Origin of the sequence: Paenibacillus spongiae, from assembly GCF_024734895.1 — a bacterium.
Classification (GTDB): Bacteria; Bacillota; Bacilli; order Paenibacillales; family Paenibacillaceae; genus Paenibacillus_Z; species Paenibacillus_Z spongiae.
Genome location: NZ_CP091430.1, coordinates 1,701,005 through 1,717,740, shown reverse-complemented (window position 1 = coordinate 1,717,740; position 16,736 = coordinate 1,701,005). Strand labels below are relative to the sequence as shown.

Sequence of the window (16,736 nt, the reverse complement as noted above, 5' to 3'; positions counted from 1 at the left end):
GTCTCCCGCTAACCATTCGCAGCATTATCAATTCATGCTATTATTTGATCCGGCGCAAAAAACCGCCCTTCACCATGACAAGCACGGTGAAGGGCGGTTTAGCTTTATTCCGCAGTATTCGTATTGGAGCCGCTATCGCTGCCGTTCGTTTCATTCGCCGCCGGCTTCTTCGGTACGCCGTGCAGACCGATCGCTTCGTCGTAAGCATCGAATATTTTTCGTGCGATTGGAGCCGCTGACTCGGAGCCGAATCCGCCGAAAGGCACGACAACGGCTACGGCTAAGACCGGCTTCTCGGCAGGAGCATAGGCGATAAACACCGAGTTATCGATTGTTTTGCCGCCGACCAACTGCTCGGATGTCCCCGTCTTGCGGTTCACTCTATATGGAGCGTCCTCGAACACTTTTACTTTAACCTGCGACATCCCCGATTCGACTTCCTTCCAGTAGGAGTCCGGGAAATCAACCGTATTGAGCACCTCCGGCGTAAAGCCCTCCACCAGATTGCCTTCTCTGTCGATAATTTTACTGACGAACTGGGGCTTCATCCGCTTGCCGCGGTTGGCCAGCATCGAGGTATATTGCGCCAACTGCAGCGTCGTATAGCGGCCCTGCTGTCCGAACGACGCCTGAATCAGCGCTGACTGCGCGCTCGCAGCCTCCGCCTCGTGGTAATAGTTCACAAGGCCCTTATGCTCGTACGGCAGACCGCTTCCCGTCAATACTCCGAGTCCGAACTGCTTCATATAGCTGTCCCAGATGTCCACGCTTGTGTTGCCTTTATGAGCGAAGTAAAGAGCATTGCCTACCTTCTCGGCCATGAACGGATTGGATGATTTGGCGATCGCTCTCGCCGGATCCATCATGCCATAGGCATGACCGCCCGAGTTTCGAATGGCGCGGCGGTGCGTTCCTTCTTTACCGTAATAGAATGTTCCATCATCGTTATAGTACGTAGAGGGGGTGATCAGCTTCTCGTTCAACCCGACGAGCACCGTCAATGGCTTCATGGTCGATCCGAGCGGCACGAGCGAAGAGGTCAGTTTCTTAACTTCTTCTTCATCGTTGTAGGGACCGTAAATCGACCGGATCGTTCCGTTGCCCATGATGCCTTTGATTTTATTATAATCCTCCGTGCTGATTCCGCCGCCTTCCCACACTTTCGGGTCGTAGTCCGGCATGCTCGCCATTGCGATTACCTTGCCGGTGTTCACTTCCATGGCGACGGCGTATCCGGTTTTCGGTTTCTGCTGCTTTTTCCGCAAATTTGATGAATTCGCCAGCTGATCCATTATCGCCTTCTCCGTAGCCAGCTGCACATCCCGGTTAATCGTCAGCACGATGTTGTTGCCCTTCTCCGGCTTCGTGATGACCGGAGGACCGATGATGCGGCCGCTCGAATTGATCGGATACGTCTTCAGACCGTTCTTGCCGCGAAGCTCGTCTTGATACATCATCTCCAGCCCATCGAAGCCAACGGTTTCCTGCGGCAAATACTTGAGCTGAAGATCCTTATTCTTGTCCTTCCCTTTATACTGATCAAGATCGGAAGCGCCGCTCTCGAATTTCTTCAAGTAGCCGACGAGCTGAACGGCAACCGTGTCCTGGTCGTAATGCCGGATGCTTTCTTCAACAATCTCGACCCCTTTATAGAGGTCGCGGTTCTCCAGGAAATAAGCGATTTCCTTCTGATTCAGCCCTGTCTTGATGCGCCTTGGGACGGAGATCGTATTCTTCCTGTAATCCAAGTCCATGTTCTTGATGATATCATCCAGCGTTAGCGACTTATCATCGCCGTGTTCCTGGAAATCGGCATACAGCCTCGCAGCCAGCGCCTTCGAATCCTCCACTTTCGTGCCGGGCTCGATCGTGTAATAGAGCGACTGCGTTGACGTGGAGTAAGCGATCGCCTTCCCGCTGGAGTCAAGAATATTGCCGCGGATTGGAGGGATCGCGACCGGCTTGGAGCCTAGTGCCGATTCCTCCTCCTTCAGCTGGGGTCCTTCGACAAACTGCAGAATGGCGAGACGGACGATAAGAACGCTGAAAAGAAAGAAGGTGGCGAAGAAAAATAAGTTTAGCCGGAATGAAAAATGTCTCCGGTTCATTATTTCCTTCTTCTGCTGATCTTCCTGCACGGATTCTCCCCCCTTCGATATGATTTGTGCCGGCTGACAGCCCGTCAGTCCGGTCAATTGACGTCTATTATAATAGACGATGGAAAGCCGATTTAAGTTTCCTTAATATGCGTCTGCGAGAATCCTTCTGAATTAAACCAATTTCCCGACGATGCCCAGGTCGCATCAAGCGGAATCCACTCTCCCCCTTGATCGGCCAGCCGCACCTCATTCCAGGCATGCGGCCCAAACCCGCCCCGGCCATCGGCGCCAAGGCCGGTTACGACCCGGACTTCCATCCCTGCCGAGCGCGCCATGACGGCATACAGCCTCGCCGTATCGATGCACACGCCCCGCTTTGTCTCGAACGTCTCGGTTGGCGTCTGTTCCTTCCATTCGCCCCGCTGTTCGTAATTGCGCGCCTTGTCCCAGTCGTAGGCGATGCGCGAGCCGACCCAGTCGTACAGCGCCTTGGCCTTCTCCTTGTCGGTATCGGCACCGCGAACGACAGTAAGGGCCGCCTGTTCGATATCCTTTGGCACCGCTGCGTCGATAACCTCATATTTCCGCTGCAGCACGCGGCGGAATTCCGCCTGTACGGCTTCCGTGAAGACCGGGCCGCTCTTGGCCAGCACGTCTCCGGCTACCGGTTCAAGCAGCTCCTCCGCTGTCTTGTTGTAGAAGGAAGAAGCGCGAATCGAATCGGTAAGCGGGGCATCCGGCAGCAGCGTTACGTAGACGAATAGAATCGCAATCGCAATAAAGGCCCGCCCCGCGCCCATTAAAGCCCCTAATAACGCCCCGGTCGCACGGCTGGCCGCACGTCCGCCGCTTGACGGAACGTAATGCCGGCGCTCCCTTCCATCGATCCGGTCGAACAGCATTCCGCCGAGTGGATAGAGCCAGCTCAGCGCGAAGCGCATCAGCAGGTAGCCCAGCAGGAACAGCATGCCGAAACGCAGCAGCTCGAAATCACGCAAGCTTGTCACCAGCGTGTACCATAGCTGCTTCCATGCCCCTATCTGCTCCTTGGGCACCATTATTTCCCGCGCAATAAGCCATTCCTTCACAACCGGAGACAGCCAGGCAGCCAGCTTGCCTGCCAATATGAGCGATATAACGGCTGTTATCGCCTCCCAGACAAAAAAGAAAAGGTGCTTCGCGGATCCCGACGCACCTCTTCTCAATCCTTGAATAAGCGAGCCGAGCAGGAAGAGAAGCACCATGAGCGCAACTGGTTCCGGCTTAAGCAGCGCCCCAAACCATGTGTTCATGCAACACGTCTCCTCATCTTAGCGCCGCTTCGGCTATCCCGCATGGCGGAATGCATCCTCATGGACGGGGACAGCCCGGTGACCACGCCCGGCGGCTAACTATTCATCTTAGCTTGATCGATCAAAGCCTGAATCGTTTCGTCGATTTTCCAGGTGCCGAGCGATGCGCCTTGAAACGACACTTTCACTTCATTCTCACCCGGATTGCCAGTGATCTCGATATTTTTTGATTTTACCGTAAAGGTTCCGTCGCTGTTGGTCGTATAAGTTGCATCCTTCACTTCGCCGGCCATAGCCGTAACCGCTTCTTGCTTGACGCTCTCCGCCACCTTCGCGCCGAGATCCTTCACATCTTCCAGCGTATAGCCGCTGTAAATAACGACACCGACCACGATAACGGCCACAATCGCCCATTTCACAACCGTCTTGACAATCTTGATGACCAGGAAAAGAACGATCAGTGCAATTAGGAGGACAAGCCAATTGTCTTTGAAAAATTGAATCCACGTATCCATGTCATAATTAAAATTCATCCGATTGTCTCCTCTATTATACTGCTTGTAAACCTTGATTACAAAATATTATACCTGATGCTGAAATGGGCGTAAACGGTTCAATTGCATGATTCATGCACGGCTTTTGCGCATCTGCGGGGGAGATGCAGACATATCGGGGCTTATCCAAGCGTACAAGTAGTAACATGGCTGATCCTGTACGATGGGGTTCCCAACCGCTGCCGACAGCCTTGGCAGGATGATGAACAAAAGCGGCAGACAGCTGCCGTTACTGTGAGGGAGGTAATGTTTTGAGAACCGCGGTATGGCTCTACCTGTTCCTGTTCGTCGCTTTCTTCGATCTTCACGCCCAATACCCGATCTTAACGCCGTTTGCCGTTTCGTTGGGGGCCGCGCCTTCATTTATCGGCCTGATGATGGGGCTCTATTCCATCACCCATCTGCCGGGGAACGTCATTGCCGGCTTTGGCGTGGACCGGTACGGCAGCCGGTTATTTATCGTATTCAGCCTTGCGGCGGCCGGCATTATTCTCGTCTTCCAGGCCGGTGTCACAAATCCTTGGCAGCTGCTCGTGCTGCGTTCCATCAGCGGCTTCGTGCTCGCCTTTCTTTCGCCTGCCTGTATGGCACTGCTCGCCCGGCTTGCGAAAGACCGGGTGGAACAAGGCAAGCTGATGGCCGGCAACGGCCTTATCCATACACTCGCTTCCGTCGTTTCGCCTGCGGCAGGCGCGTTTCTGGTCGCCCAGATCGGATTCACGACCGCATTCCTCGTCCTCGGCTGGATCCTGATCGGCACGGCGGCATGCGCCTTATTATTTATTCGGGATGTACCCCCGCAAGCAAGCGAGGCTCTGGACGACTTGGCGACCAACGGTACGGCGGGCCATCAGCATAGCCCTTTAACGCTGAAGAATCCCAAGAAGAGTACTGCAGGCGGCAAGGAAGCGTCCCCCGACATGTCCGTCCCATGGCTTGTTTATGTTCTTCCCGTCGCCATGAGCTGTGCGCAGGGGATTCTATCCTTCGAGCTCCCGCTTATGGCGCATACGATGGAAGCGATGATGACGACAGGACTTCTCTTCTCCGTCGTCAGCCTCGGCGCGCTGCTTACGCTGAGCCTGCTGTTTCTGAACCGGCTGTCCGCTTATCTTCGGACGCTGTGGGGCGCCTTCATGCTTGCCCTTACCTATTTCGCCATCGCCGCAGGCGCCCCCCTGCCGCTGTTCGTGCTGCTTTTCATTCTCGGCATGGCCAAAGGCATCATCTTCCCCGCCCTCTCTACGCTCCTTATCGAGTTAAGCGGAGGCAAGCGATACGGCCGCACCTTCTCGGTGCTCTCCATCGCGTTCTCGGTCGGTTCCTTTCTAGGTCCGATGCTGGCCGGTCAGCTGCGCGACCATGTGTCGCCCTATTACATCGCCTTTGTCGGGTTGATGATCGCCGTCTCTCTGCTGCCCTTTCATACGCTTCGCCCTCCTAAAGCAAACGCCCATTTTTCCCGGACTGGGTAAGCGCACAGGGCTGCTACCCTTCCAGGGCATACGTTACATAGAGGCAAATGACCTAAGAACGCAAACCGCCTGCCTGCAGTCGCAACGTTACATGTAACGCATGTCAAAAAGGGGGTGACTTCACGATGTCTCAATATGCAGGACCGGTCACTGGCTTTGGCGGCCACAACCGGATTACGCCGGATTTAATTCTTGTGCTGTTCATCCTTCTTGTCGTTATCCTCTGCGGGATGCGGTGCTTCTAAGGTTTCCGGGCATCGCCCTGACAAGGTACAGATAGACCGCGACGGCCTGCTTTAAGCAGGTCGTCTTTTCGTTGGATAGACGTTTGCGATACAATGGTCCCAAAGGGGTGAGAATCGTGGATATCGCAATCATTGTGGAAGGCAAGAACGACCGCAGCCACCTGCGGCGCGTGCTTGCGGAGGAAGTGCCGATCTACTGCACGTATGGGACGCCGGGTACCAATCAACTCGAGACGCTGCGCAAGCAGGTCGGCCACAAGCAAGCCTACGTGTTCACCGACAATGACTCATCCGGCAAACGGATCCGCGGGATGCTGCGCGACGCTTTTCCCGATGCCGAGCATCTATATACGCGCAAAGGATATCCGGGCGTCGAAAAAACGCCGGAGGATTATCTGATCGAGCAATTAGAAAAAGCGGGCCTCGAGGCGTACATTATGTACCCGTCCCCCGATCCCGCTCAGCATGAGAAAAATGATTTTCGCCGCTCCTAAGGGTACCTTGCTTCTTGCGAACAGGCTGCCGTGCGGCTGTATGCTTTAGATTTGCAGCGCGTAGATCACCAGCGTTACCGTTATGACGCTGAGCACCGTCGATACCAATACCGTCTGAGAAGAGAATTCCGCTTCGTTGTCGAACTCGACCGCGAGCAGTACGCTGGACAGCGATGTCGGGACAGCGGATGACAGGATAAGCGCTTGCGCCAGCAGCCCTTCGAAGCCCAGCATCCAGACGACGAACCAGGCCGTCAGAGGGCCGATGATGAGCCGCAAGAAGCTGGACAACCATACATCCTTCAGCCGCGTACCGCTCAGCGTCCACTTCATGCTCCCTAACTGGACGCCAAGCGTGATTAGCGCCGTACCGATAAACGCATCCGCCAGATAGTCGATCGGCGCGACTACCGGATCGGGCAGCGTAATGTTGCAGCCCCGCAGCAGCAAGCCGACCGGAATGACATAGATAACAGGCAGCGCGAGGATCGTTCTGATCACCGTCTTCATGCTGCTCTTGTGCGCATTCACGCTGTAGATGCCGTAAGTATTGGGCAGCAGCGCCTGCATGACCATAACGATCACCTGAACGGATAATGTAAACGGATTGCCTGCGAACACGAACTGATTAAGCGGAATGGCGTAATTCGCGCTGTTATAGAATAAGACGCTGTTCCGCATTGCTCCGCGCATGCCGCCCTGATGGCCCCGCAGCCGGACAGCCAATTCAACCACAATGTATTGAAGGATAAAGAACAGACCGAAGTACAGCAGCGTTTGTCCGAAGATTTTGAGCGATATCTCCGTCGTGTACAATAATCGAAATATAATAGCGGGTGAGAACAAATAAAAGTTAAGCTTGGAGAGCGTTCGAATATCCAAAGAAAAAAACCGCTGAAGGGTGACGCCAAGGGCGATCATCACCGACAGCGGGATCACGTTGTTCCATAGTATCGACCAGAAGACCGTCATTATTGTTTATCCGCCGCCTCTTACTGGTCTATAAGCGCATCGACAACGGTCTTAATCTGGTCCGCGTTCACGGTTTCATCGATGGAGCCCGTCATATATTTGCGGATATTGCCGTCCCGGTCGATCACCGTAATTGTATCCGTATGGCCGAAATTGCCCGTTTTTTCATCTTTAAATAAAGAAAGTCCGAAATCCTCCATAAGCTTCTTTATCTCCGCTTCGTCCTTCCCGCGCAGGAACGTCCATGCCGCCTGATCGATCTCACCCGGGATCTTCTCGATGAACTTACGGATTACTTCCGGCGTGTCCCGCTCCGGATCGAATGAGATGGAGATGAACTCCACATCCTTGCCGAACGTCCCGTCCTTCTTCAGCTTGTCCTGCAGCTGGCTCATAAGGAACGTTGTCGGCGGACATACATCGGGACAATTCGCGAAATAAAAGTAGACGACGCGCACTTTGCCATTGGAATCCGCCAGCGTGACCGGCTTATTGTCCAGATCCGTTAATTGGAAGTTTGGCGCCGCATTGCCTGTATCCAGCAGCTTCACCGTCTCCTTCGGATTGTTGGCAAGATACAGATAAAGTCCAAGCGCCGCGCACAAGGCAAGAACGGCAATTTTGAAAGCATGCTTGCGTATAAAGGCCACCTTGAATTTCTCCCCCTCAATCGATGTTCGGTGCAATCCCGACATAAGAAGAACGGCCGCCTTAGGAGGCGATACCGTTCGTGTCCGCGATCATCACCAAGAAGACAATCATCAAATAATTAATCGATATCATGAAATTCGTTCTTGCCCACTTGGTGTCATCGGACGTGTTCATCCCCATGAGCGTTTGAACCAGCCATATTACGCCGCCCAGCACGGAAACGATCAGAAAAAATATGCCGGCATAGTCGTAGGCGTACATGAAAATCCCGGTCGGGATCAGCAGCAGCGTGTATGGGATCATCTGCAGCTTCGTTCTCTTGATCCCTTTCACGACCGGCAGCAGCGGGTAACCGGCCTTCCGGTATTCCTCCACCCGGCGGATGCCGATCGACCAGAAGTGAGGCGGCTGCCACAAGAAGAGCAGTGCAAACAAAATCCATGCGCCGGCATCCACTTCATTGGTAACTGCGGTATAGCCGATAACGGGCGGCATCGCCCCGGATATTCCGCCAATGGATGTGCTCCATGTCGATGACCGCTTCAGCCACATGGTATAAATGACGACGTATACGAAGAAACCAAGCAAGCCCAGCCAGCCTGTTAACGGGTTGACCAGTATGAAGAGCACGGCCAGTCCAATAATGCCAAGGACGATTCCGTAGATGAGGACGTTCGTCGGATTGAGCCGGTTTGTCGGCAGCGCGCGATTCTTCGTCCGTTCCATCTTCTTGTCCAGCTCGCGGTCCCAGTAATTATTCAGGACGCAGGCCGAAGCCATCGTAAGGCCCGAACCGACCAGCATGTACAGCAGCAGCCACCAATCGATATGCCATTTGGAAGCGACCCAGAACCCGCCGAACGCAGCGAAAGTATTGAGCCGTATAATGCCCGGCTTAGTCAGGGCCACATATTCTTTAAACACAGCGAGCCTCCCTGTTCCGATCCCATTAAGGACGCGATAGCGCCCGTCTTTATTTAAATATAAGGAAGTATAAGTTTCCGCTATACTTTGCTTATATTTCTGCGGGAAGAAACTCAGTTCGCCGCCTAAGACGGCGTCTGCCGTTTCTTCTTGAGGTATCAAATCGTTCTTAATCATACCCTAACTCGCGATGCTTTGACAACGTTCGCGCTGGTTGTTCATGAATTTGACACGGGGCGGGGGCACTTTTGTCGAAGCTCGATTATTTTTCTGGGCCAGGAACCAATTCGCCCACCCGCCAATACAATGTCAATGTGGATAATCGCCCGAGCGGCTAGAGAAGGAAGTGAGAGTTTTAATCATATGGGTGTCATAAAAACAAATGCGGAAGATACGAAGATGCTTGCACGGCTCATGCGCGCAGAAGCGGAGGGCGAAGGCGACCTCGGCATGCTGATGGTCGGCAATGTCGGCGTGAACCGCGTCCTGGGCAACTGTCTTGATTTTAAGAACATCCGCTCCATTCCGGATATGGTCTATCAAAGTCCGGGCGGTTTCGAGGCGACACAGAAGGGCTACTTCTACCAGAGGGCGCGGGAGAGCGAGATCAGGCTGGCGCAGCGCGTGATTAACGGCGAGCGGCAGCATCCCGCCTCGAATGCGCTCTGGTTCTTCCGCCCCACTGGCGGCTGCCCTGCCACCTGGTGGGATCAGAGCAATACAGGCCGCTTTAAAGCGCACTGCTTCTTCGCGCCTACCCCTGAGGATTGTCCGAGTGTTTATTAAGTTTAAGATCAGAAAGTGAGGAATTGGGAATATGTCTAACGGTTACGGGCACAAAACAGCGGTAAGTCCAGCAAGTACAGGCGGATGGGGAAGCTATGGATATCACTATATGCCGACAGCACAAACGCTTCCCGCTTCGAACATTCCTGCGATGAGCGCGCCGGTCATGCAGGCGCAAGCCAACATGCCGATGACGATGGGAGCTTCGATGATGCCGGCGCAAGCCAACATGCCAATGACGATGGGGGCTTCGATGATGCCGGCGCAAGCCAACATGCCAATGACGATGGGGGCTTCGATGATGCCGGCGCAAGCCAAAATGCCGATGACGATGGGAGCTTCGATGGTGCCGCCGACGAATGTGCCCAGCGGCTCGATCGTAACGCCTAGCGGCGGCAATGTCGTACAGCCGGTTACTGAGGAATCGTATGTAGAGAACATACTGCGCCTTAATCGGGGCAAAATGGCCACGTTCTACATGACATATGAGAACAACCGCGAGTGGAACGCCAAAATATTCCGCGGCATTATCGAAGCCGCAGGGCGGGACCATATCATTATTAGCGACCCGGCTACCGGCATGCGCTACTTATTGCTGATGCTCAACCTAGATTATGTAACCTTCGATGGTCCGATCGCTTACCAATATCCGTTCCAAGGCGAATCCGTCACCAATACGACGCCTATGCCGGCCCAGACGACGGGGGGCTAACGGAACGAAATGTCCATGCATGAATCTTGGTCGCGCCTCCTGCGACCCATTCTGCAACGGCATGCCAAGAGGAACGCTCACTGCAGCGTTCTTCTTTTATATCCGCCGCATGCGATTCATCGTCCGCTTCCCATACTTCGACGAACAGCAGCGGCTGATCTGTTCCCTCATATAATAAGAATGCGCGCGTTTCAGCCATCTTGGCGGCCATCCATGCCCGGTACTGAGCTTCGAATTGTTCCTCGATTCGATATTCGACAAAACAAATCGCCATAAAAATGCTCACTCCCTTATAAGTTCACCCGATTCAGAAAATACTGAAGCGTACAAATAGAAGTATACCACTTACCGGGGAGGTACTCATTCATGGATAGCGGAACGCACTTGGTAATGGGGCTGGGGCTAGCCGGATTAGCATCCATCGATCCGGTTATCGCTTCCGACCAGACGGTCTATGCCGCCGTCCTGATCGGTACGGTAGTCGGTTCGCAAGCGCCCGATCTTGACGGGTTGTTACGTTTCAGAAGCAATGCGGTCTATATTCGCAATCATCGCGGAGCATCGCACTCGCTGCCTGCGATCGTCATATGGACGGCGCTGATCACCTTGCTGCTGCAGGTCGGGTTTAGCTTCTCGCTGCCCTGGCTGCACATTACCGGATGGGTATTGCTAGCCGTAGTCGTGCACGTGTTTAGCGACTTGTTTAACACCTACGGCACCCAGGCGATGCGCCCGATTACGGACAAATGGATATCGTGGAATATCATTCATATTTTCGATCCCGTCATTTTTACGCTCCATGTCCTGGCCATCGTGCTGTGGGCTCTGCGGATCGCCGATCCGACAGTCATTTTCCCGATTATGTATGGCTTGTTGATCCTCTATTATATATGGCGGACCATCGTCCATCACGCGCTTGTCAAGCGAATGCCGCAGATAGATGAAGAATATCGGGAGAGCGATACGTATATTGTCATCCCGACTGTGTCCTTGTATGACTGGAATATCGTCAAACGGCGGCCGGACGGCTATTTTACGATCGGCGATTTGCGGCGCGGGAATCTGCGGTGGGTCGATAGCGCGCGCTGTGCCGAGCATCCGGTCGTGGAGATTTCCAAGAACGATCCGGCCATCCGTTCGTTCCTTTACTTTACGTCCTATGCTTGTGCCGAAGTTAAAGAACATTCATGGGGCTATGAGGTGCGTTGGTCCGATGTCCGCTACCGCCACCGCAAGCAATATCCCTTCGTCGGGGTGCTGCTGCTGGACAGCGATTATAAGACGCTCGGCTCCTATGTCGGCTGGCTCAGCGACGACAGGCTCCAGAAACGGCTTCGGATGAATTCCTATTGACGAGAACAGCCTCTTCTTTTCAAAGAAAAGATAGAGGCTGTATCTGGTTATGAACCTGTCACGCTTCTCTCCGGTACCACGGCAAGCGCGATAGAGGAGCACTGACCGTCTGCACGCACGGTCCCTGAACAAGGCTGCCATCGTCGCCGCGCCAAGCGCCTTCCGGGAAGCGTATTTCTCTTTCTGCCGCGCCTTTCCGGATAACCGGCGCGACCAGCACGTCGCTGCCCAGCATAAATTGATCGTTCACTTCCGCGAAGTGTCCGTCACCGAATTCGTAAGCCATATGGCGGATAATCGGTTCACCCGTCTGAGCCGCATGTCTGGCGAGCGACACAATATAATCTCCGAACTCCACGTGGAGTCTGGCCGCTTCTTCACAATAGCGGAAGTGCTCCTGATCCAGCACGCGCCAAGGGGCCGCAGAGAACTGCATCATCGGGAACAGCGCCGAGCATTGCGCATACCGGACGAACAATTCCTGATCCAGCTTATCCGAATTCGCCATGAAATTGACATACTCCCCGCCGCCGATCATGTCCGGGCAAGTAAAGGCGTAGCCCATCAAGCCTTGGGACAAGCCGTTCGGGATCAGCGAGGCAAGCCCGTTCGTCTCCCAGCTGTGCGCTTTATCGCATAACCGCTGCGCAAGCGGTTCGCCGGCCAGCTTCCAGCATGCCCGGTATTCATTCAACCTGTAGTTCAAGCCGATTCGGGCGTAAGCCTCGCACTGTCCATTCGCAGTCGTCCGTTCTGCGCACAGGTCGGAGTTCCTGTAATAGAGCGGGTCTCCTCCATCGAACTTGAATCCATCGATGCCATACTTGTCCTGAAGCCGGTTCAGCTGCCCTTCGAACCATGCAATGGCACCCTTATTCGTCAAATCCAGCATGGCGCTGTATCCGTTCCACCACTCCCGTACGGCTACCGTGCCGTCCTCGCTGCGGACCAGATAGCCCCGGCCCGACAATTCGCGAAACACTGCGCTGTCAGGACTGATGAACGGACAAATCCACAGCATGACGGTAAATCCCAGTTCATGCAGACGGTCTACCATACGGCGCGGGGATTCAAACCGTCCCGGATGGAATTCCCATGTACCGTAATCTTCCTGCCAATTGTCATCGATCATAAGCAGCCCCGGCGGCATCCCATTGGCGATGATCGCTTCCGCATACTCAAGAATGCGATGCTGCTCTTGATCATACATGAGCTCGATCCAAGTATTGTACTGAGGCCGGGTAAACATCGTCTCATGCGGAATGTGTCCTTGAGCAGGAAATCTCTTCGCTTGAACCGCCTGAAACGCTCCCCGCAAATCGCCATGCTGCTCCTCGATTTCGATGTCTGAAGAAGACCCGCTTTCAATACGCAGCTGCCCCTCTTCAAACTCGAAGCGGAACGGGTCCTCCGACCAGATAGATCTTCCCTTGCTGGATACGAGCACAGGTGCAGCCTGATTCGCCGTTAAATTCGGATCAAGTCCTCTGGAGAATGACGCTTTGCCAAACGGCATATGAATGCCATCCGATACCGCGCCTCCCCACCAATACTCGCCTGGAAGTACTTCCATACTGATTTTGTTCAACTTAAGCCCTCCTATTCCTTAACCGAACCAAGCATAATCCCGTGAATAAAATATTTCTGCAGGAACGGGTAGATGATCAGCACCGGAATCATTGAAATGACGACTTTGGCTGCATCCAGCGTTTTGTTGGACAGCTGGGCGACCATCTTCATCTCCTCCGATGTCATACCTGCCGTATTCACCTGCACGATCAATTGCTGAATATACGTTTGCAGCGGATAGAGCTCCGATTTCGTCATCAGAATCAAGCCGTCGAAGAAGGAATTCCAATGCCCGACAATGCTGAACAAGGTGATGGTGGCGAGCGCCGGCAAGGATACCGGCAAATAGATGCGCAGCAGCATATACCACGGCCCCGCTCCGTCCATGACGGCCGCTTCATCCAGATCCTTCGGAATGCTGCGGAAGAAATTGACCAGCAGGATGACGCTGAATACGGGAACCGCGCCAGGCAGGACCAGAGCCCATATACTGTTCAGCAGCCCGTAGGATTTAATCGTCATGAACCACGGAATGAGCCCTCCGCTAAACAGCATCGTAAACACGATAAACCACATATAGAGGTTTCGAACCTTGAATTGTTTCGTCTCGCGTGACAGCGGATAGGCCATCATGACCGTCAAAACAAAATTGATAAGTCCGCCTAAAAGAACCCGTTCGACCGAAATGCCGAATGCGCGAAAGAAGGATTTATCGGACAACAAGTGCTGATACGCGCTTAATGTAAACTCTACAGGCCGCCAAGTAACAAGCCCTGCCGCCACGGCGGCCTTATCGCTGAAGGATACGGAAATCGTATACCATAACGGGGCGATGCACAACAGCGAAATGCATGTGAGAATGGCAACAATGACGGCGTTTGATAAACGGGATGAAAAGGAGCGATTGGTAACCAAGAAGGTTCACCTGCCTTCGATTAAAAAATACGGTAATTAGCAAATCGGGATGCCAGAAAATAAGAGACCATGATGAGCACAAAGCTGACGACCGACTTAAGCAAGCCTACCGCAGTAGCCAAGCTGAACTTGGCCTCGACGAGTCCCGCCCGGTAAACATACGTGTCGATAATGTCTCCCGACTCGTAGACAAGCGGGTTGTACATGTTGAAAATTTGATCGAAGCCCGCATTCAGAATATTCCCCAGACTCAACGTCGCGAGCAATATAATGGTCGGTTTGATGCTAGGCAGCGTAATGTACCAGATTTGCTGCCATCTCGTCGCGCCGTCGATAACAGCCGACTCGTATAGGGACGGGTTAATGCCGGTTAACGCGGCCAAATATATAATCGTGCCGAAGCCGAATTCTTTCCATACGTCACTGCCGATCACGATCGCCGGGAACCAGGTATTGCTGGCCATGAACATGATCGGATCCACGCCGAAGACAGAGAGGATCTGATTGATGATGCCGGTTGTGGAGAATAAATCGACCACGATATTAGCCAATATGACCCAAGATAAGAAGTGAGGCAAATAAATAAACGTCTGTACGCTGCGTTTAAAAAACTGTTTGCGCGCTTCATTCAGCAGAAGCGCGACCGTCAGCGGCACAATGATGCCCGCTATGATCTTCATCACCGCGATGAAGATGGTATTGAAGAAAATCGTCTTCGAATCCGGGAGGGTAAATAGAAATTGGAAATGCTCCAGGCCTACCCATTCGGAGCCCCATATCCCTCTCCCCGGTTTGAAATCTTTAAATGCGATCAGAATCCCATACATCGGCACAATGCTGAACAGGATCAAAAAAATAATTCCCGGCATCAGCATGATATGGTAATGCAGAACGTTCAAATTCTTCTTCATGAATTCACCGCCGACCTGTTTGGATTAAATACGGCGCCGGATCGATCCGGCGCCGCTGCCTTCGTCTTGATTACTTGCTGATTGCTTCTTCGACTTCTTTGGCGATCACATTGCCGCCCAGCTTGTCAAATTGCGTTACATATTCGTCGAACGCTTCCAGAGGCGCGCTGCCCATAATGATTTTCAGGAACGTTTCGTTCTGCACTTTCGTAATGCTGGTCCATTTCGCTTCCATCGTCTTCGTCTGCGAGTAGTAGAGATTGCGCACTTTGTTCATTGGCTGAAGAAGCGCTCCTCCGCCAACCAGGTAGGAATGCGCCGGACCGTAGCTGTCGAGATCGGCAGTCCCTTTCTCGCTGTAGCTCTTGATGGCGTCAAGCAGGCGCGTCGCTTCGATATCGAAGCTGCTCGTGTCCGTATTGCCGCCCAAATACTGTTGGAAGTTCGCCGTTCTTCTCGTCACGGCATCCGCCCAGTCCGTAACCAGACGTACCGGCATATGGCCCGGATTGATCGAGTTGCTTATATTCTGGAATTCCGCATCGGTAGCGGATGCGTTCAGAACCGCCATCAAAGCTTCAGGGTACTTGTAGCCTTTTTTGACAACCGCATAGGTTGGCGAAATTTGCACCATTTTTCCGTTAAACGTGCCTTCCTTGTCGAGCGGAACCGGATAAGCCTGCCAATCCGCCTTCGGATCGACCTTCACCGCTTGCGTTCCGAATCCCCATGGCGTCCACCATTCGCCGAAATGCATGCCGGCTTTGCCGCCGACGACGAGCTCGTTCGGATCTTTCCGCAGAGCAAACTCTTTCTCGATAATGCCGCCCTCATACCACTTGCGGAGCAGCTCCAGGGCTTGTTTCGTCTCAGGCGCGGTCGATCCGTGCACGACTTTGCCGGATGCGTCCTTGATCCAGAAATCCGGGTAAGCATGGAAGGCGCTGAATATGCTATCGAAGCCATGCGTAACGCCGACCAGTCCAGGAATTCCAGTCAGGCCAACCGTGTCCGGCTTCCCGTTGCCGTCCGGATCCTTCTCGATGAACGCTTTCGCTACCTTCTCGATATCCTCAAGCGTCTTGGGAACTTCCAGTCCGAGCTTATCCAGCCAATCCTTGCGGATCCACAGCAGCTGAATCGAATCGCTTTCGAACACGGCTCCCGGAATAGCCATCAATTTCCCGTCGAATGTCGCATTTTTCAAAGCCTGGTCGTTACCGCTCTTGTAAACCTCGCGGAACCAGTCGTTCGCATATTTATTGTAAACATCCGTCAAATCCTCCAGCATGTCCGAGTCGACCAGCTGCTTCAGCTGGCTCTCCGTTACCAGCATCACATCCGGAATATCGTCACTGGCGATTGCGACTTGAAGCTTCTGATTGTATGCATCCCCTGCAGCCCCGGTCAGCGTAGCCTTGAATTCAACGTTTGTCTTTTCTTTCAAGAGCCGCGTGAAGGCATTATTGTCGACCGTATCTCCTTCCGGCAGCGAGTTATCGTTCGGATTCACCGACTTCGCGATGGTCATCGTAACCGGTTCGACCATTTTCCCGTTCACGAGCGTTTCGGCGGCTTTCTCTCCGCCGTTCTCTTCCTTCTCCGGCGCAGCATTGCTGCAAGCGCTAACAACTACGACCGCTAACAGCAGTACTGACATAAATCCTAGCTTCAAGCGTTTCATTGATGTGCCCCTCTCTCTTTGGCTAATCGTTTGCAATTCGATTGTAATTCATTCCTTGAGCCTCGAAGGAGCAATCCGATTGCCGCCGAGGTATCGAATT

At 53.5% G+C, this 16,736-nt stretch carries 17 protein-coding genes; 6 read left to right on the top strand and 11 right to left on the bottom strand.

Annotation, left to right across the window (positions count from 1 at the left end; all coding sequences use genetic code 11):
- Positions 1-104 precede the first annotated feature (104 nt).
- From L1F29_RS07880 to L1F29_RS07870, 3 genes are all read right to left on the bottom strand, one after another.
- Positions 105-2,138 carry a peptidoglycan D,D-transpeptidase FtsI family protein gene (locus tag L1F29_RS07880; protein WP_309252385.1) on the bottom strand — a complete coding sequence of 678 codons (2,034 nt, stop codon included), beginning with the start codon at positions 2,136-2,138 and terminating at the stop codon, positions 105-107.
- 92 nt (positions 2,139-2,230) lie between these two features.
- Positions 2,231-3,391 carry a transglutaminase domain-containing protein gene (locus L1F29_RS07875; protein ID WP_258387781.1) on the bottom strand — a complete coding sequence of 387 codons (1,161 nt, stop codon included), beginning with the start codon at positions 3,389-3,391 and terminating at the stop codon, positions 2,231-2,233.
- Positions 3,392-3,486: 95 nt separating this feature from the next.
- Positions 3,487-3,924 carry a hypothetical protein gene (locus tag L1F29_RS07870; RefSeq protein ID WP_258387780.1) on the bottom strand — a complete coding sequence of 146 codons (438 nt, stop codon included), beginning with the start codon at positions 3,922-3,924 and terminating at the stop codon, positions 3,487-3,489.
- Between the two features lie 272 nt (positions 3,925-4,196).
- On the opposite strand from L1F29_RS07870, the gene L1F29_RS07865 reads away from it, so the two are divergent.
- From L1F29_RS07865 to L1F29_RS07855, 3 genes are all read left to right on the top strand, one after another.
- Positions 4,197-5,420 carry an MFS transporter gene (locus L1F29_RS07865; protein ID WP_258387779.1) on the top strand — a complete coding sequence of 408 codons (1,224 nt, stop codon included), beginning with the start codon at positions 4,197-4,199 and terminating at the stop codon, positions 5,418-5,420.
- A 125-nt stretch (positions 5,421-5,545) separates the two neighbouring features.
- A complete protein-coding gene (locus tag L1F29_RS07860) occupies positions 5,546-5,665 on the top strand; it encodes a sporulation protein YjcZ (protein WP_258387778.1) in 120 nt (39 codons plus the stop codon).
- A gap of 116 nt (positions 5,666-5,781) precedes the next feature.
- The gene (locus L1F29_RS07855) at positions 5,782-6,159 is read left to right on the top strand and encodes a DNA primase (RefSeq protein WP_258387777.1); all 378 of its coding nucleotides are present in this window, start codon (positions 5,782-5,784) and stop codon (positions 6,157-6,159) included.
- 45 nt (positions 6,160-6,204) lie between these two features.
- Here the strand turns inward: L1F29_RS07855 and L1F29_RS07850 are convergent, their stop codons facing one another.
- The 3 genes from L1F29_RS07850 to cyoE are packed head-to-tail and all read right to left on the bottom strand — an operon-like array spanning position 6,205 to position 8,706.
- On the bottom strand, positions 6,205-7,131 hold the full coding sequence (locus L1F29_RS07850; protein ID WP_258387776.1) for an AEC family transporter: 927 nt from the start codon (positions 7,129-7,131) through the stop codon (positions 6,205-6,207).
- A gap of 20 nt (positions 7,132-7,151) precedes the next feature.
- Positions 7,152-7,826 (bottom strand): SCO family protein, encoded by a 675-nt coding sequence (locus L1F29_RS07845; protein WP_258387775.1) that lies wholly within the window; start codon positions 7,824-7,826, stop codon positions 7,152-7,154.
- A 16-nt stretch (positions 7,827-7,842) separates the two neighbouring features.
- The gene (cyoE, locus tag L1F29_RS07840; protein ID WP_258387774.1) at positions 7,843-8,706 is read right to left on the bottom strand and encodes a heme o synthase; all 864 of its coding nucleotides are present in this window, start codon (positions 8,704-8,706) and stop codon (positions 7,843-7,845) included.
- 363 nt (positions 8,707-9,069) lie between these two features.
- Between cyoE and L1F29_RS07835 the strand changes: the two genes are divergently transcribed.
- Both L1F29_RS07835 and gerQ read left to right on the top strand, forming a co-directional pair.
- A complete protein-coding gene (locus L1F29_RS07835; protein WP_258387773.1) occupies positions 9,070-9,492 on the top strand; it encodes a cell wall hydrolase in 423 nt (140 codons plus the stop codon).
- Positions 9,493-9,523: 31 nt separating this feature from the next.
- Complete coding sequence (gene gerQ / locus L1F29_RS07830; protein WP_373876482.1) at positions 9,524-10,204, top strand: spore coat protein GerQ; 681 nt, start codon at positions 9,524-9,526, stop codon at positions 10,202-10,204.
- Here gerQ and L1F29_RS07825 read toward each other — a convergent pair.
- The gene (locus tag L1F29_RS07825; RefSeq protein WP_258387772.1) at positions 10,176-10,478 is read right to left on the bottom strand and encodes a hypothetical protein; all 303 of its coding nucleotides are present in this window, start codon (positions 10,476-10,478) and stop codon (positions 10,176-10,178) included. The genes gerQ and L1F29_RS07825 overlap by 29 nt on opposite strands.
- 92 nt (positions 10,479-10,570) lie before the next feature.
- Here L1F29_RS07825 and L1F29_RS07820 point away from each other — a divergent pair, with 92 nt between their 5' ends.
- Complete coding sequence (locus L1F29_RS07820; RefSeq protein WP_258387771.1) at positions 10,571-11,557, top strand: metal-dependent hydrolase; 987 nt, start codon at positions 10,571-10,573, stop codon at positions 11,555-11,557.
- A 58-nt stretch (positions 11,558-11,615) separates the two neighbouring features.
- On the opposite strand, the gene L1F29_RS07815 is transcribed toward L1F29_RS07820, so the two are convergent.
- From L1F29_RS07815 to L1F29_RS07800, 4 genes are all read right to left on the bottom strand, one after another.
- Positions 11,616-13,145, bottom strand: coding sequence for a glycoside hydrolase family 31 protein (locus L1F29_RS07815; protein WP_258387770.1), 1,530 nt, complete (start codon positions 13,143-13,145; stop codon positions 11,616-11,618).
- A gap of 11 nt (positions 13,146-13,156) precedes the next feature.
- Positions 13,157-14,041, bottom strand: coding sequence for a carbohydrate ABC transporter permease (locus L1F29_RS07810; RefSeq protein ID WP_258387769.1), 885 nt, complete (start codon positions 14,039-14,041; stop codon positions 13,157-13,159).
- Positions 14,042-14,061: 20 nt separating this feature from the next.
- Positions 14,062-14,952: an ABC transporter permease gene (locus L1F29_RS07805; RefSeq protein WP_258387768.1), complete on the bottom strand. Its 891-nt coding sequence runs from the start codon at positions 14,950-14,952 to the stop codon at positions 14,062-14,064.
- Positions 14,953-15,022: 70 nt separating this feature from the next.
- On the bottom strand, positions 15,023-16,636 hold the full coding sequence (locus L1F29_RS07800) for an extracellular solute-binding protein (protein ID WP_258387767.1): 1,614 nt from the start codon (positions 16,634-16,636) through the stop codon (positions 15,023-15,025).
- Positions 16,637-16,736 lie beyond the last annotated feature (100 nt).

Excerpts from the sequence above, each read along its gene's own strand:
- L1F29_RS07875 (WP_258387781.1), bottom strand. The coding sequence starts at position 3,391 with ATGAACACATGGTTTGGGGCGCTGCTTAAGCCGGAACCAGTTGCGCTC.
- L1F29_RS07870 (WP_258387780.1), bottom strand. The coding sequence starts at position 3,924 with ATGAATTTTAATTATGACATGGATACGTGGATTCAATTTTTCAAAGAC.
- L1F29_RS07860 (WP_258387778.1), top strand. The coding sequence starts at position 5,546 with ATGTCTCAATATGCAGGACCGGTCACTGGCTTTGGCGGCCACAACCGG.
- L1F29_RS07850 (WP_258387776.1), bottom strand. The coding sequence starts at position 7,131 with ATGACGGTCTTCTGGTCGATACTATGGAACAACGTGATCCCGCTGTCG.
- L1F29_RS07845 (WP_258387775.1), bottom strand. The coding sequence starts at position 7,826 with ATGTCGGGATTGCACCGAACATCGATTGAGGGGGAGAAATTCAAGGTG.
- L1F29_RS07835 (WP_258387773.1), top strand. The coding sequence starts at position 9,070 with ATGGGTGTCATAAAAACAAATGCGGAAGATACGAAGATGCTTGCACGG.
- gerQ (WP_373876482.1), top strand. The coding sequence starts at position 9,524 with ATGTCTAACGGTTACGGGCACAAAACAGCGGTAAGTCCAGCAAGTACA.
- L1F29_RS07825 (WP_258387772.1), bottom strand. The coding sequence starts at position 10,478 with ATGGCGATTTGTTTTGTCGAATATCGAATCGAGGAACAATTCGAAGCT.
- L1F29_RS07820 (WP_258387771.1), top strand. The coding sequence starts at position 10,571 with ATGGATAGCGGAACGCACTTGGTAATGGGGCTGGGGCTAGCCGGATTA.
- L1F29_RS07805 (WP_258387768.1), bottom strand. The coding sequence starts at position 14,952 with ATGAAGAAGAATTTGAACGTTCTGCATTACCATATCATGCTGATGCCG.
- L1F29_RS07800 (WP_258387767.1), bottom strand. The coding sequence starts at position 16,636 with ATGAAACGCTTGAAGCTAGGATTTATGTCAGTACTGCTGTTAGCGGTC.